Source organism: Micromonospora sp. NPDC001898 (assembly GCF_042891255.1).
Lineage (GTDB): Bacteria > Actinomycetota > Actinomycetes > Mycobacteriales > Micromonosporaceae > Micromonospora.
The window spans coordinates 213,576-227,465 of sequence record NZ_JBIATC010000006.1 but is presented as its reverse complement, the minus strand read 5'-3'; the positions used below and the strand labels follow the sequence as shown (position 1 = coordinate 227,465).

The 13,890-nt window shown below is 71.0% G+C and carries 20 protein-coding genes; 19 read left to right on the top strand and 1 reads right to left on the bottom strand.

The features are described from left to right. Positions 1-12 precede the first annotated feature (12 nt). The 15 genes from ACFYZF_RS16435 to ACFYZF_RS16365 are packed head-to-tail and all read left to right on the top strand — an operon-like array spanning position 13 to position 10,546. The gene (locus ACFYZF_RS16435) at positions 13-915 is read left to right on the top strand and encodes a major capsid protein (RefSeq protein WP_387020965.1); all 903 of its coding nucleotides are present in this window, start codon (positions 13-15) and stop codon (positions 913-915) included. Further along, on the top strand, positions 908-1,282 hold the full coding sequence (locus ACFYZF_RS16430) for a hypothetical protein (protein ID WP_387020962.1): 375 nt from the start codon (positions 908-910) through the stop codon (positions 1,280-1,282). The genes ACFYZF_RS16435 and ACFYZF_RS16430 overlap by 8 nt, the downstream gene beginning before the upstream one ends. A 5-nt stretch (positions 1,283-1,287) precedes the next feature. Then, complete coding sequence (locus tag ACFYZF_RS16425; RefSeq protein WP_387020959.1) at positions 1,288-1,641, top strand: hypothetical protein; 354 nt, start codon at positions 1,288-1,290, stop codon at positions 1,639-1,641. Next, positions 1,638-1,973, top strand: a complete 336-nt coding sequence (locus tag ACFYZF_RS16420) for a head-tail adaptor protein (RefSeq protein WP_387020957.1) — start codon at positions 1,638-1,640, stop codon at positions 1,971-1,973. Before ACFYZF_RS16425 ends, ACFYZF_RS16420 begins: the two co-directional genes overlap by 4 nt. A 1-nt stretch (position 1,974) precedes the next feature. After that, positions 1,975-2,364: a hypothetical protein gene (locus tag ACFYZF_RS16415; RefSeq protein WP_387020954.1), complete on the top strand. Its 390-nt coding sequence runs from the start codon at positions 1,975-1,977 to the stop codon at positions 2,362-2,364. After that, positions 2,361-2,576, top strand: a complete 216-nt coding sequence (locus tag ACFYZF_RS16410) for a hypothetical protein (RefSeq protein ID WP_387020952.1) — start codon at positions 2,361-2,363, stop codon at positions 2,574-2,576. Before ACFYZF_RS16415 ends, ACFYZF_RS16410 begins: the two co-directional genes overlap by 4 nt. Before the next feature lie 4 nt (positions 2,577-2,580). Continuing rightward, a complete protein-coding gene (locus ACFYZF_RS16405) occupies positions 2,581-3,174 on the top strand; it encodes a hypothetical protein (protein WP_387020949.1) in 594 nt (197 codons plus the stop codon). A 1-nt stretch (position 3,175) separates the two neighbouring features. Next, positions 3,176-3,661: a hypothetical protein gene (locus ACFYZF_RS16400; RefSeq protein ID WP_387020946.1), complete on the top strand. Its 486-nt coding sequence runs from the start codon at positions 3,176-3,178 to the stop codon at positions 3,659-3,661. 17 nt (positions 3,662-3,678) lie between these two features. Beyond that, positions 3,679-3,882 (top strand): hypothetical protein, encoded by a 204-nt coding sequence (locus ACFYZF_RS16395; protein WP_387020943.1) that lies wholly within the window; start codon positions 3,679-3,681, stop codon positions 3,880-3,882. Positions 3,883-3,895: 13 nt separating this feature from the next. Then, positions 3,896-4,234, top strand: coding sequence for an HK97-gp10 family putative phage morphogenesis protein (locus ACFYZF_RS16390; protein WP_387020941.1), 339 nt, complete (start codon positions 3,896-3,898; stop codon positions 4,232-4,234). Continuing rightward, entirely contained in the window at positions 4,231-7,320 is a 3,090-nt protein-coding gene (locus ACFYZF_RS16385; RefSeq protein ID WP_387020939.1) for a phage tail tape measure protein, read from the top strand. Before ACFYZF_RS16390 ends, ACFYZF_RS16385 begins: the two co-directional genes overlap by 4 nt. Then, positions 7,317-8,882 (top strand): hypothetical protein, encoded by a 1,566-nt coding sequence (locus ACFYZF_RS16380; RefSeq protein WP_387020936.1) that lies wholly within the window; start codon positions 7,317-7,319, stop codon positions 8,880-8,882. Before ACFYZF_RS16385 ends, ACFYZF_RS16380 begins: the two co-directional genes overlap by 4 nt. After that, a complete protein-coding gene (locus tag ACFYZF_RS16375) occupies positions 8,879-9,268 on the top strand; it encodes a hypothetical protein (RefSeq protein ID WP_387020933.1) in 390 nt (129 codons plus the stop codon). Before ACFYZF_RS16380 ends, ACFYZF_RS16375 begins: the two co-directional genes overlap by 4 nt. 28 nt (positions 9,269-9,296) lie before the next feature. Then, positions 9,297-9,809, top strand: a complete 513-nt coding sequence (locus ACFYZF_RS16370; protein ID WP_387020930.1) for a hypothetical protein — start codon at positions 9,297-9,299, stop codon at positions 9,807-9,809. A gap of 14 nt (positions 9,810-9,823) precedes the next feature. Then, positions 9,824-10,546, top strand: coding sequence for a PIG-L deacetylase family protein (locus ACFYZF_RS16365; RefSeq protein WP_387020929.1), 723 nt, complete (start codon positions 9,824-9,826; stop codon positions 10,544-10,546). Here ACFYZF_RS16365 and ACFYZF_RS16360 read toward each other — a convergent pair. Beyond that, complete coding sequence (locus ACFYZF_RS16360; protein WP_387020927.1) at positions 10,532-11,764, bottom strand: hypothetical protein; 1,233 nt, start codon at positions 11,762-11,764, stop codon at positions 10,532-10,534. The two genes, ACFYZF_RS16365 and ACFYZF_RS16360, sit on opposite strands and share 15 nt — an antisense overlap. A gap of 99 nt (positions 11,765-11,863) precedes the next feature. Between ACFYZF_RS16360 and ACFYZF_RS16355 the strand changes: the two genes are divergently transcribed. The 4 genes from ACFYZF_RS16355 (at position 11,864) to ACFYZF_RS16340 (ending at position 13,765) form a co-directional block, all read left to right on the top strand. Then, on the top strand, positions 11,864-12,748 hold the full coding sequence (locus ACFYZF_RS16355; protein WP_387020924.1) for a hypothetical protein: 885 nt from the start codon (positions 11,864-11,866) through the stop codon (positions 12,746-12,748). Further along, entirely contained in the window at positions 12,745-13,029 is a 285-nt protein-coding gene (locus tag ACFYZF_RS16350) for a hypothetical protein (protein ID WP_387020922.1), read from the top strand. The genes ACFYZF_RS16355 and ACFYZF_RS16350 overlap by 4 nt, the downstream gene beginning before the upstream one ends. Next, complete coding sequence (locus ACFYZF_RS16345) at positions 13,026-13,277, top strand: hypothetical protein (RefSeq protein WP_387020919.1); 252 nt, start codon at positions 13,026-13,028, stop codon at positions 13,275-13,277. Before ACFYZF_RS16350 ends, ACFYZF_RS16345 begins: the two co-directional genes overlap by 4 nt. 242 nt (positions 13,278-13,519) lie before the next feature. Continuing rightward, a complete protein-coding gene (locus tag ACFYZF_RS16340) occupies positions 13,520-13,765 on the top strand; it encodes a hypothetical protein (RefSeq protein ID WP_387020916.1) in 246 nt (81 codons plus the stop codon). Positions 13,766-13,890: the final 125 nt, after the last annotated feature.

The following is a 13,890-nucleotide window of genomic DNA, read 5'->3' as shown; positions in this document are numbered from 1 at the left end:
GGACCTAGTCAGATGCCCACGCAGCAGACCGCGTACCCGCTGGCCCCGCCGACCGTCACCGGCAACACCCTGACCGTCGACATGGCCCTTAAGCAGCCGACGCGCATCACCCGACGGATCATGGACATCACGCTCCAGCGGTTCATCGTCGACCGGATCTTCGCCACCGGCGGCACCGCCACCGGCTCGGTCGTCTACGACCAGGCCACCGCCAACGAGCTCTACACCGACCGCGACGTCGAACGGCGCGGCCCGGGCGACGAGTACCCGATCGTCGGGTCGCAGCGGCCCACGCCGAAGGTCGCCCTGCCCGAGGACTGGGGTGGCAAGTTCTTCATCACCCGCGAGGCGCGGCGACGCAACGACGTGGCCTTCTTCAACAACCAGGTCACGCAGCTCGCGAACACGATCGTCCGCCGGGTCAACACCAACGCGATCGCGGTGCTGGAGGCCGCGATCGCGTCGCTCGGTGGCGCCGGCACGTTCGTCGGCCACAACTGGGCCACGGTCGTCACGGCCGGCTCCAGCCAGACCAACAACTCCGGGTGGCCGGGCGCGGACTTCGCCAACGCGCAGTACCTCGCCGACGTCGACGAACTCGGGGTCAACTACGACCTCTGGATCGTCAACCCGAAGCAGAAGATGGACCTGGTCACCGCCTACGGCAACGCGCTTCCCGACATGCTGGAGGCGGCCGGCATCGACGAGCTGTTCGCCAGCAACCGGGTGGCCAACGGCACCGCGTACGCGGTGGCTCGCGGCCAGGTCGGCGAGCTGCGCGTCGAGCAGGGCCTCGAAACCGAGACGTGGGAGGAACAGGCGACCAAGCGCGACTGGGTCCAGTCCTCCGTCGTCCCGATCATGTACGTGACGAACCCGTACAGCATCAAGAAGGTGACGGGGCTCAATGGCTGAGAAGACGATCGTGCACGGCAGCTTCTGGTACCTCGACGGCGAGGGCCTGCACCAGACCGCGGTCCGGGGCGACACGGTGGACATCACCCGCGACGAGGACCTGAAGCGTGGCGAGCGGCACGGCGCGTTCGCCACGGAGAAGGATCTGGCGGAGGGCTCCGACTTCCGGGCGTTCGTCGCCCGCCGGGCGGCGGCCGGCGCCCCGGCCGTGGTGACCCTGGACCCGGCGGAGGTCGAAGCCCGCATGTCACCCGCAGGATCGAGCGACCCGGCGATCCAGTCCGGCCTGATCGCGCCAACCGGCAGCGACCGCTCGGGCGACGGCTCCTCGTCGACCCGGCGTGGCGGACGCAAGACCGAGGGCTGACGGCGGTGGCGGACCTGTTCACGCAGGCCGACCTGGAGGCCTACCTGCGGCAGGGCGCGCTCGACGCCGAGTCGTTTGCCCGGGTACAGCGGGTCGTCTCCGGCTGGCTCAGGTCCGCCACCGGCCTCGCCGAGTGGCCGGACCCGATCCCCGACGACCTGTTCGGATGGGGCCTGGAGTTGGCGGCGATCGCCTACTCCAACCCCGAGGGCTTGGCTAGCGAGGCAGTCGGCGCGACGAACTCGACGTGGGACCGGGGCCGCCGCGCGGAGATCCTGCGTGCGGCCCGGGAGGCGTACCCGGCGGCGGCGTCCGGCCCGCTGTTCTCGTTCCCGGAGCCGGACTGGAGCTGGCGGTGAGGCTGTCCGACCGCGTCACCCGGGTACGCGCTGCTCTAGTCGATGTGGGGTACGGCAACAAGGCCCGCGACTGGGACAACGCCCCACCGGGCGAGGTGTACCGGGCGGAGGTGCAGCCGCTGCCGACGTCGGAGGACATCGTCGGCGAGCAGCGCGTCACCACCCGTTTCCGGGTGTTCCTGCCGCCGACGGCGGACCTCGAAGCAACGGACCACGTCGTGTGGGACGGCGCGACGTACGAGGTGGATGGGGCCGTGTTGCCGTGGAAGCGGCGGGGCGTGCTGCACCACCTGGAGGCGCTGCTGATCCGCGTGGAGCAGGGGGAGGCGTGACGTGGCGCTGCTGCCCGACGTCGACCAGGCCCTCGTCGACTACCTGAAGGCCCACCCCGCGCTGACCCCGCTGCACGGCGGCCGGGTCGGCACGAAGCTCCAGTCCACCTCGCCGAGCGTGCGCATCACCTCCCTGGGCGGCGGCCAGCCATGGCCGTGGGAGGGCCTGCCCGAGTACCAGGTCGAGTGGTGGGGCGGCACCGACGTGCAGGCCAAGACGCTTGCCCGTACCGGTGAGGCGGCCCTGTGGGGCTTCCTCGGGCCCATTGCCGGCGGCCGGGTCACGGGGGTCAGCGTCGCCCTGTCGCAGTTGTGGTCGCCGGACGACACGACCGGCCGGGCCAGATTCATCACCCAAGTGCAGTACCGAGTCCATCCGGAGGAATCGTGAGCGACCCGATCGCTACCAGCGACATCCCGTTCGGCGACCCGGGCCGCGGCGTCTACGCCTTCCGCAAGGGGCAGACGGTCCCGGCCGATCTCGTCGAGGAGCGCGGCTGGCAGGACTACGTGTCCGGTGCCAGCACCAAGACGGGCCAGCAGGCCCAGGCCGAGGCCACCGGCATGCAACCGGCCGCCACCACCACCGGAAAGAAGGGCTGAGCACATGGCCGCGCCCACGATCCAGCCGGGTCAGATCAAGACCGGCCCGGGACGCATCCTGTACACGCCGCTGGGCACCGCTATCCCGACGTTCACCGCCGCCGCCAGCAAGATCACGGGGACGTGGACGAGCTGGCTGGAGGTCGGCGCGACGGAGGAAGGGCTGACCTACACCGAGTCGACGGACACCTCCGACATCACGGTGGCGGAGTCCCTGTACCCGGTGCGGACCGTCACCACCGGCAAGTCGTCGCGGATCGCGTTCACCATGTCGCACGTCTCCGACATCAACTGGAAGCTCGCCATGAACGGCGGCACCATCACCACCTCCGGCACCGGCGCGACGAAGCTGAACACCTACGTTCCGCCGCTGGTCGGGCAGGAGATCCGGGTGATGCTCGGCTTCCTCAGCCTCGACGAGGACGAAGTGCTCATCTGGCCGCAGGTGTTCAACGTCGGCAGCGTGGAGACGGGCCGGGGGGCCTTCGATGCGAAGCACGGCCTGCCGGTGGAGTTCGCCGCTGAGCTGCCCGACCCTGCCGTGATGACGACCCCGTACAAGCGGTGGACGTCCGGCTCGCTCGCGCAGGGGGTCTGAGGTGGCGCAGCTTGGCTCGTTCGGGGCCGCGGTGCGTGAGGCTGCCGGCCCGGCCGCCGAGCGGGACACCTTCGAGTTCTGCGGCCAGCGGTTCGAGGTCCAAGGCCAGATCCCACCGATGCTGATGCTGCAGCTGGGTGCCGCCGCCTCCGGGAAGATCGAGGAGACGGAGGGCATGGCCGCCCTGTGGGAGGCCGTGCGCTGCTCCCTGACCAACCCGGAGCGGGTGGTCGACGGCGCGGCTGTGCCGGAGGATGCCTCGGAGTTCCAGCGGTTCTACAAGCTGGCTGTGGCCCACCATGCTGACCTGCAGGAGCTGATCCGGCTGGCGATGGCGCTGTTCGAGGCGCAGGCCGGCCGCCCTACCGGGCAGCGGCCCGACTCGCCGGCTGGGCCGCTGCCAACTTCGACGAGTTCGAGTGGGTCGTTGTCCACGCACCCGGGCTTGGCGCACTTGCGCCCGGTCAGCGAGGTCTTGGCTGGCTGACCCGAATCTCGCCGCGGTTGCTGCTGAACCTGGCGTACGTGCACCTGCGGTCGCGGATGGAGCACGGCGAGAAGTGCACCGGCCGGGACTGCCGGTCCGGGTGCGGCTTCCTGGAGTTCGAGGCATGGCTGACCGCCCCGCTGTTCGGCTGGGACGCCGAGCAGGACGAACGGGTCCGGCAGCGCCGAGCGGCGCTGATGCGCGGGGAGATCCCCGTCTGAGGGGAGGCGCGTCGTGCTGTCCGATCGGAAGCCGCTGCGGCCCGAGGTCCTGGCGGCGCTGTCGCAGGTGCCGGAGGTGGCCAAGGCCACCCGGCAGGTGGCGAACGCGATCCGGCGGGACGCGCGCCGGCTGGCCCGGAAGCAGACCGGGAACCTGCGGAAGAACCTGCAGGTCGAGCGGGTGTACGACCCGCAGACCCGGCGGGTGAAGTTCATCGTCGGGTGGGGCCCGGCCGCCTGGTACGGCTGGATGGTCGAGGCGGGCACGGAGGACACGCCGCCGGCGCCGCACCTGGTGCCGGCGGCGATCAAGAACGGGGCGGTGACGCCCCCGCCTGGGGGTGACTCGTGACCGTCCTGCGGACCGCGTACGTCGAGGTGATGCCGAAGACCGACCGGTTCGAGCCGGAGCTGAACAAGCGGATCCGGCGCATCGACGCGTCGGCGGCGGCCGGTGCGGCTGGCGACCAGGCCGGCGAGTCGTTCGGCAAGCGGATGTCGACCGCACTGGCGACGGCGTTCGCGGCGGCGGGGATCGGCGCGATGATCGGCGGGTCGATCACCGCTGCCCTGGACGTCAGCGGGGCCAACGACAAGCTGCGCGCGCAGCTGGCCCTGACGAAGGACGAGTCGGGGCGGTTGGGCAAGGCTGCCGGTGAGCTGTACGCCAGCAACTACGGCGACAGCATGGGCACCGTCAACGACGCGATCGCGAAGGTGATCCAGGCGGTGCCGTCGCTGCGTAACGCCAGCGTGCCGGTGCTGAAGGAGATCGCCGGCGGGGCGTTGGACATCGCCCGTGTCTTCGACCAGGACGTCGCCAAGGTGACCTCGGCGGTCAGCTCGATGCTGCGGTCCGGGCTGGCCCCGAACGCGCAGGCCGCGATGGACATCATCACGAAGGGCCTACAGTCGGGCGCCGACAAGGGCGGCGATTTCCTCGACACCCTCACCGAGTACAGCGTCCAGTTCACCAAGCTGGGGCTGGACGGACCGGCTTCGCTGGGCGTCATCAACCAGCTGCTCGCCGGTGGCGCCCGCAACAGCGACCTCGCGGCGGACGCGCTCAAGGAATTCAGCCTCCGGGCCATCGACGGGTCGAAGACCAGCGTCGAGGGCTACAAGCTGCTGAACCTCAACGCCAAGGAGATGCAGAAGACGATCGCCGCCGGCGGGCCCGCAGCCCGGCAGGCGTTCGGCACCGTGGTCGAGCAGCTCAACGCCATGCAGGACCCGGTGAAGCGCAACACCGCCGGTGTGGCCCTGTTCGGCACCCAGTGGGAAGACCTCGGCGACTCGTTCCGCCGGCTGGACGTGTCGTCTGTGACGGACGGGCTGGGCAAGGTAGCCGGCGCCACGAAGGGCATCGCCGACCAGTCCGACCAGGGGCGCATCCAGTCGTTCGTCCGTACGTTGCAGACGGGGCTGGTGTCGGTGGTCGGCGGTGAGCTGCTGCCCCGGCTGACCGAGTGGGGTACGAAGCTCAGCAGCAACCAGGACCTCATGGACGGGCTACGCGACGCCGGGGACCGGCTGGTCACGGTGCTGCAGTCCACCGGCGAGGTGACCGGGACGGTGGTCGGCTGGTTCCGCGAGCACGAGACGGTCACGAAGAGCCTCGCGGTGGCGGTCGGCGCGCTGCTCGTCGTGACGCAGGCCCACGCCGCGGTCATGGCCGTGCAGGCCGCTGGCGGGATCGTGCAGTACATCGCCAGCATCCGGATCGTGTCGGCCGTGACGAAGGCATGGACGGCCGTGCAGTGGCTGATCAACGTCGCCCTCACCGCCAACCCGATCGGCCTGGTCGTCGCCGCCCTGGTTGCCCTCGGCGTCGGCTTGTTCGTGGCGTACAAGAAGAGCGAGACGTTCCGGAACATCGTCCAGGGGGCCTGGAAGGGCATACAAACGGCGATCTCGTTCGCCTGGAACAACGTGATCAAGCCGGTGGTGAACGCGCTGGTCTGGTACTTCCAGAACGTTGTCACCCCGTACGTCATGTTCCTGTGGAACAACGTCTTCAAGCCCGCCTGGGCTGGGATCTCCTACGCGGTGAAGGCCGCGTGGGTGGTCATCCAGATTGCGCTCGCGGCGTTCAAGCTGTACCTGAACAACGTGATCATCCCGGTGATCAAGTTCCTGTACAACAACGTCGTCAAGCCGGTGTTCAACGCCATCGGCACGGCGGTCTCGTGGACGTGGAACACGCTGATCAAGCCGGCGTTCAACAACATCAAGACTGGCTTCTCGCTGATTGGGTCGCTGATCAGCTCGGTGTGGAACAACTACATCAAGCCGGTGTTGACCGTCCTCGGTACGACCGTGCGGGACAAGGTCGCCTCGGCGTTCACGGCCGGTGTGAACGCCATCAAGACGGCCTGGAACAAGCTGAAGGAGACCGCCGCCGCGCCGGTCCGGTTCCTGGTCAACACGGTGATCAACAAGGGCGTCATCGGCGGCATCAACTGGGTCGCCGAGAAGGTCGGAGTGAAGGACCGGATCGCCCCGATCAAGCTCGGCTTCAACCAGGGCGGCCAACTGCCCGGCCCACCGAGCGCCGTGGACAACATGGTGGCGTCCAGCCCTCTCGGCCCGGTCGCTCTCGCAGGCGGCGAGTACATCGTCAACGCCCGGCAGACCGCCCGGCACCTGCCACTGCTGGAAGCCATCAACGCCGGCCGGGCGTTCGCCGACGGCGGACTCCTCGGCCTCATCAAGGGGCCGGCGAAGTGGCTGTCCGACCGGCTCGGGCTGGGCAGGCTGACCGCGCAGTTCGGCGACAACCCCATGGTCAAAACCGTGCTCGGCGCCGGAAAGCGGGTCAAGGATCTGGCGCTGGGGCGGCTCAAGGCCCTCGTCTCCGAGTTCCTCGCCGGGCCGGGCGGCGCGGGCGAGGGCGGCCTGCAGCCGGCGATCTCCGGGGCGCTGGCCGCACTGCGGGCGACGTTCGGCCGGGTGCCGCTGATCTCCGGCCTGCGGCCCGGGGCGGTGACCCTGACGGGCAACACGTCGTACCACGCCAGCGGCCGGGCGTTCGACATCGCGCCGGTGCGGGACTGGGCGGAGTTCCTGCGGGAGACCATGCGGCCGAAGCTGCGGGAGCTGATCACCCCGTGGCAGGACCTGAACCTGCTCAACGGCCGCCCGCACCAGTACCGCGGTGCGGTGTGGCGGCAGCACAACTTCGCTGGCGGCAACGCGCACATCCACACGGCGATGGCGAACGGTGGGGTGATCCGGGAGCCGGTGTGGGGTGTCGGCCGGTCCGGCAGGACGTACAGCTTCGGTGAGGTGGGCCCGGAGCGGGTCACCCCCGGCGAGGGGCGTCTCGGCGGTGAGGTGCACCTGCACTTCCACGGGCCGGTCGCGTCGAAGCAGGCCGCGCAGGACATGGTCCTCGGCGCGTACCAGCAGCTCAGACGGGAGCGGAAAATCCCATGACGGTGCGCGGCTACCAGCTCGCGGTCGACTGGTCCCGCCAGGGTACCTACGCGGGCACGTTGGAGGATGTGTCGTCGTACGTGCTCGACGAGCCGGACCTGACCGTGTCGTACGGCCGGGACACGTCGCAGGCCAGCACCGACGCCGGGGCTGGCAAGCTGACGTTCGGGCTGCGCAACGACGGCGGGCAGTTTTCCCCGGAGAACACCGCCTCGCCGATCGCCGGCAGGGTGGTGCCGGGCACGCCTGTGGAGTTGGCCGTTACGCAGGCCAGCAGCGGCGCCATCCGCACCCTGTTCGCTGGGGTCATTGACGACCTGGCCGCCGATCCGAACGCCGCAGCGCACGACTTCACCGCCGACTGCCTGGACGCGTGGGGTCGGCCGGGTGCCGAGAAGCTGTCGACGCCGGTGTATTCGGGGCTGCGCACCGGTACCGCGATCGGCCTGGTCCTCGACGCGATCGGGTGGAGGGGCGGCCGGGACATCGACCCGGGCGCGACGGTGATGCCGTGGTGGTGGGAGGAAGGTACCGACGCGGCGACCGCCGTGAGCAGGATCGTCGCGTCAGAGGGCCCTCCGGCGATCGCCTACGTCGACGGCGGCACGTTCGTGTTCCGGGACCGGCACCACCGGCTCACCCGGGCGGCGTCGCAGACGTCGCAGGCCACGTTCACGCACATCGTGCCGGCAGGGTCCGGCCCGCCGGGTGACCTGAAGGTGCTGGCGGGCTCGTTCGGCTACAACCACGGGCTGAAGAGCATCGCCAACGTCGTCGACGTCAGCGTGGAACAGCGGCAGCCGGCCGCGATGACGCAGGTGTGGTCGACCGACCAGCCGCTCACCCTGGCGGCGGGCGAGTCTCTGCCGATCACCGTGCAGGGCAGCGAACCGTTCGTCAGCGCGGTGCCGCCTGTGCAGGGCGTGGACTACGAGCTGCGGTACGGGTCGGTGACGGTGTCCCTGTCACGTACGTCCGGCCAGTCGATGACCCTGTTCGTGACCGCGGGCGGTTCAGGGGCGATGCTGACGCGGCTGGCGGTGCGCGGCTACCCCTTGGCGGTGGCGCGGACGGTGCGGGTCGTCGACGAGGATCCGTCGAGCGTCGGCACGTTCGGCCGGCAGACGTGGCCCGGTGAGGTGCCGTGGGCGTCGGTGTACGACGCGCGGGCGATCGCGGCCCGGATCGTCGCGGCGTACGCGACGGCCCGGCCCGTGGTCACCTTCAAGATCGCGAACCTGTCGAATGTCTACCTGACGCAGATCCTGGCCCGGCGCATTTCCGACCGAGTGACGGTGCGCAACGACGTGCTCGGCGTCAACGCCGACTTCCACGTCGAGCGGATCAGCCACACGATCCGCAAGCTCGGGCTGATTCACGAGGTGGAGTTCGCCTGCGAGGTGGTCGAGCCGTCGCAGCCAGCCAACGTGTTCACGTTCAACAAGGCGGGCGCCGGCTTCGACCAGGGCGCGTTCGGCGTCGCCGGCATCGACAACCCGGCGCAGATGTTCACGTTTAACGTCGCCGGCAAGGGCTTCAACCAGGGGGTATTCGCGACGTGATCGCGCAGGTGTACATCAACTGGGGGCGGTTCGTCATCGACTGCCCCCATTCCGACTGCCACGACGCCCGCGAGGTCACCCCCGGCCAGCAGGCCGAGGTGTGCGCCGCCGGGCACCTGCTGGTTGTGCAGTGGCCGCCGGACGCCGCGCAGATCCACGCGGCACTCGCGGAACGCCCCCAGGAGCGGACCCGCAACTGGTTTCCGCAGGACCACCCGGTGGCGCTGCAGGGCGGGCAGCCACACGGGCAAAGCCCGGACGACCTGCGCGACGAGGCCCGGCAGCGGGAGGAGGCGGCGCTGGACCGCGCCGAGCAGGCCCGCGCCCTACTCGCTGGCCTCGGCCTGGAACTCGACCCCGTAACCGGCGTAGTGAAGGGACTCTGACATGGCGTGGTCAACGCCCCTGACGGCCGTGAGCAACGCGACGCTAACGGCGGCGCAGTGGAACGCCAGTGTGCGGGACAACCTGCTGGAGACGGCGCCCGCCAAGGCAACCACGGCCGGACGGCTGATCGTCACCACCGGGCTCGGCGCAGTGGCGGAGCGGGCAGTCGACTCGGATGCGCTCGCGACGTCACAGACGACCGGGTCAACGGGCTACACCGACCTGGCCACCCCCGGCCCGTCGGTGACGGTGACGACCGGCACGACCGCGATCCTGCTGTGGTCGGCGCTGATCTCAAACAGCACGGTCAACGCCAAAACGTACGTCGACTACGCAATCTCCGGTGCGACGACGCGAGCCCCGCAGGACGCGTCCTCGCTGAGAAACACGTCGGCGACCGCGTCCGCTGAGATCCGCGCGGGGCAGGTCATGTTCGAGACGAACATGACGCCCGGCAGCAACACGTTCACCTTGAAATACCGCACAAACGGTGGCACCGGCTCTTTCGGTGACCGCCGGCTGACCGTCATCGCTCTCTAACCCCTGGAGAAATCATGGGCCGTCCTGCCCTGTTCGTCACTGCCCACGCCGATGACGAGACGCTCGCCGCCGGCGTGGTCCTGGCCGAGCACGTCGCCGCCGGCCGCGACGTGCACATCCTGCTTCTCAGCCGCGGGGAGAAGTCCGTCGTGCTGGAGGGCCTCAACGGCGGCGGCACGATGGGCTGGTGGGGTGTGCCGCACAACCCCGCCGTGGAGGGCTACCAGCCGCTGACCGAGCAGTCGTTCGGGGAGGCCCGGCTGCGGGAGCTGGTCGCGGCGGCCGGCGCGCTGGGCATCCCGCAGGAGCGCATCCACGAGGCCGGCCTGCCCAACGAGGGCGTGACGATCGCGGCGGCGAAGGCCGCGATCGTGGCTTGCGCCGACCAGATCGGCGGGGACGTCGGCCTCTGGGCGCCGTCGCACACGGTCGACAACCACGTCGATCACCTCGCCGCCGGCCGGGCGGTCCGCGAGCTGGGCACCGACGACCCGGTGCGCTGGTGGGACCGCAGGTACTACGTGCTGCCCATGTACTGGCAGGACGCCCGGCTGTCGCAGGTGCAGTGGTGGTGGGACTACTCGTCCGGTCCGGCGGTGACCGCCCGGGCCCGCAACGCGTGCCGGGCGTACGGCAGCTGGCAGCCCCGCTCCGGCGTGTACGCCTGCGGCCACCACTCGGTGTACGCCGCTTTCAGGACGGTCGAGGCCGACCCGAAGTGCCTAGTGCACAAGTGACGGGGCGGCGGTGGGTGCGGGCTCTGTCTTGCTGCTGGTCGGCACTCGCCGCGCCAGCAGTACCGGGATGCCGACCACCGGCACCAGCCACAGTGCGACGTAGAGCCGATCGCTCTGGCTAACGACCGGATGGGCGACCTGGGTGGCCAGTCCGGTGCTGGCGAGGGCCAGCGTGAGCCAGGCCAGGGCGCGATCGTGGCGTAGTAGTGCCCACGCGCCGAGGGCGAGGCCGAGCAGCAGCCACGGCGACCGGAGCTCCTGCTGGAGCCATTGCGGCCAGTAGGTGGCGGTGAGGTCCACCAGCCGCCGCCAGGGGTCGTCGACGTCGGGGCGTGTGAAGTTGCCGGTCCACTTGTCCTGCAAGGTTTCGCCGACGCCGGACAGGCCAAGTGCCTTGGCCATCGCGAGGATGCCGATCGTGGCCAGGCTGCTGACGGCGACCAGGAGCCAGGTGCCGGCGTGGCGGTGTTGCCGGATCGTGGCCAGGATGAGCAGACCGGCGGCGGCCAGGCCTGCCGCGATCAGCAGGAATGTGGAGTGCCGCAGCGCGGTGCCAGCGACCAGTGCGCCGAGCACCAGGGCCACCCCGGCCACCGTGCGTCGCCGCAGCAGCCACCACGCGCCGAGCAGCGCGGCCACGGTGAGCGCCATGACCGGCCCCTCGGTCAGCGGGTAGGAGCCCCACCATCCGATCGGGGAGCCGTAGTAGGCGACTTGGCCGGCCACCGCCAGGTGTGGTGGCACGCCGGCCTCGCGCAGCAGTCGGAAGATCAGCAGGCCGCCGATCGCGGTGCATAGCACGGATGTCGCGGCGAGGCCCGTGTTGACCCCGAGCACCGCCACCAGCGGGGCGGCGAGCGCGGGGTAGCCCGGCCGGTCGGCGAAGATCGCCTCGTAGCGCGGCGCGTTCGGCGTCAGCCCGTCCGGGTACTTCGCGATGCACGCGCGGGTGCGGGCGGCGATCCGGGGTGGACCGTCCATTGTCAGGGGATTGACGGCCGCGCGCCGGGCATCCCAGCGTGCCAGCTCCCCGCAGTACGCGGCGAGGGCCTCGCGCTGCGCGTCGGCTCGTGACTGACCGAGCAGCTCCAGGCTGGTCCGGGCGTAGCGGTAGGCGTCGTTGGCTGGGCCGACCGCAGGCCGGAGCGCCACCACCCAGAGCCCCACCCATGCGAGCGCCACGAGCAGCGGCAGCCAACGCCTCAGCAGTGATGACATTGATTCTCCCTTGTGGACGTCGACGCCGTGCGGGTCGGGAGTGTACCGGCCGCCGTAAAGCACCGCCGCCACCTGATGAGAACGAGAGAGGGGCCATACATGACCCGCGCACCCGAGACCCTGCTGGCCGCGCGCCGGCTCCTGCTCGACTACCTCGACCTACACCCCGGACGAACCGTGCCCGCCGACCTGGACCCGGCCGAGGTCGGGATCGTCGGCGACCCGGCCCACCGCGGCGGCTACCACTGCGGTGAGGATCGGGTCGACGGCGACGACTACTCGGTGCGGGAGTCGACCCGGGATCGGGCGGGGCTGAGTGACTACGCCTCGGCCCTGGACGTCGGCAGCTTCACCGTCCGGGCTGGCGGTCGCACCCATGACCTGCGCTCGTTCTCGGCGTGGCTGGCCGGGCAGTGCGACGACGGTGCGCCGGACACCTTCGACATCCGCGAGGTCATCTACAGCCCGGACGGCCGGGCCGTCCGTCGGTGGGATCGGCTCGGCCGCCGCGCCACCGGCGACTCGTCGCACCTGTGGCACACGCACATCAGCTTCTTCCGCGACGCGATCAAGGCGGGCCGGGACCAGACCCCGCTGTTCCGCCGCTACCTGACCACCATCGGCCTGATCCGGCCGACCCCACCGGAGGTACCCGAGATGCAGCTCACCGACAAGATCCGCCGAGACACGGGCAACCCGGCCCGCACTGTCGATGACGTCCTGGCCGACCTGGCGAACCTCCGCAACTGGCTGATCTCGCCGCCCAGCACCAGGGTCCCCGGGTCGCTGCCGGCCGCCGGGTCGCCGCTGGCGGTCATGGTCGCCGCCGCCGGGCGTACCGCCGACGTCGACGAGCAGGCAGTGGCTGCGGAGCTGCTGCGGGTCCTCACCCCGCAGGCAATCGCCGCGGCCATCCCGCACGCTCTGGCCGCCCAGGTCGCCGACGAGCTGGGCGCCCGCCTCACCGCCGCCGCACGTGAGTGAGGCTGGAGCCACTCACCCGGGCGCTACGGGACCTCGGCTGCGTCACGGTTGGCCTGGGGGTGATCGTCCACCAGGCCGTGCTGGTGCCACCCGGCAAGGCGTCCGAGGCGCTGCTGGTCGCCGCGGTGACCCTGCTGACCGGGCCGGCGGTGGGCGGGGTGCTCAGCCTGCGACGCGAGGCGGGGACGTCGGACGCATCTGGCTCTCCGCCCTCAGCGTCGTCGTCGCCGTCGTCCTCATCGTCGTCGCCCGCGTCGTCCGGGGCGGGTGATCCGCCGTGAGCTGGCGCGGCTGGCACGTCCTGGTGGTGGTGCTGCTGACGGCGGTGCTGGCCGCCGGGACGGCGCTGATCGCGGCGCAGCGGGCGGGCCGGGTGGCGGAGGAGTCCCGGCAGGTGTCGGCCCGGCAGATGTGCGGGGTGGTGGTGGCCCTGGATGACGCGTACCGGGAGGCCCCGCCGCAGACCCCGGCCGGGCAGCGGATCGCCGAGTCGATCGCCCTGCTCCGCACCGAGTTCGGCTGCCCGTAGCCCTACCGGCCCCGGTGCTGGTGCCGGTCCTGCGTGACCTGCCCGCAGTCGACCCGGCGGCACCGCCATTGCCGGCCCATCACCCCGCAGCCCTCGACCCGGGCACCCACCCCACGCCGGGTTGGTCTCCGGCTGCCCTCGCGCGTCCCGGTGTCCGGCCGGGCACGGCTCCGGGATCTCCGCCCACCCTGCGGGGATCCGCCTGTATCGCACCACCCCACGACCGTACCCAGGAGGTACTGATGACCCAGATCCCCTCGCTCGACTCGGCGGCCACGGAGCCGCTGGTGACCGTCGGCGTGCTCACTGCGGCGGTGACCGCCGTGCTGGCGCTGCTGGTGGCGTTCGGCCTGCCGGTGTCCGACGGCCAGCAGTCGGCGATCCTCGGCCTGGTGGCCGTGGTCGCTCCGCTGATCGTGGCGATGGTCGGCCGCGGCCGGGTGTGGTCGCCGGCGACCGTGGCCCGGGTGGCAGCACCGCGCCGGTAGTCCTGGCCAGCGCCGACCAACGACGACGGCGGCCCCGCTCCCCTCGTGGGGGCGGGGCCGTTTCGTGCTGTCCGGGCCCGGACGTCGGTGGCCTGCCGACCTCGCCGCCCCACCGCCCTCGGGTG